This window comes from Flagellimonas olearia, assembly GCF_009184425.1.
In the GTDB taxonomy this organism is placed as follows: Bacteria; Bacteroidota; Bacteroidia; order Flavobacteriales; family Flavobacteriaceae; genus Flagellimonas; species Flagellimonas olearia.
On record NZ_WELG01000214.1, the window covers coordinates 1 to 310 of the forward strand.

The window sequence follows — 310 nt, forward strand, 5'->3', positions numbered from 1 at the left end:
CGCTGGCTTTCGTGTTGCAACAGTTGTGGTGCCTGGCGCAGTCCTCCCAGGTTATCGATTTGGGTCAGCAATGGCCGGGTTTTCCATTGCTCCGAGCGTAGGGTGCGGCCGTTACTCTGGATATCCAGTCTAGCTTTGAGCAGGGTTCGCCATTCGTCGGAGCGGACGCCGCTGCTGGGCAGCGGTAAGGCCGGCAAATTCAGCCACAATGCGTCCAATGTTTGCAGGGCAATATCGGGGTTGTTTTGCAGTTGCCCAAGCACCGCCCACAACTGTTCGGTGTGTTGCTGAAGACGCTGGCTAGCCGAGG

At 58.4% G+C, this 310-nt stretch carries 1 protein-coding gene; it reads right to left on the reverse strand.

All coding sequences use genetic code 11. The annotated features are described in order from the left end of the window. Positions 1-310 (reverse strand): hypothetical protein (locus F8C76_RS19705; protein WP_211372229.1); only part of this gene is annotated, 310 nt, incomplete at both ends.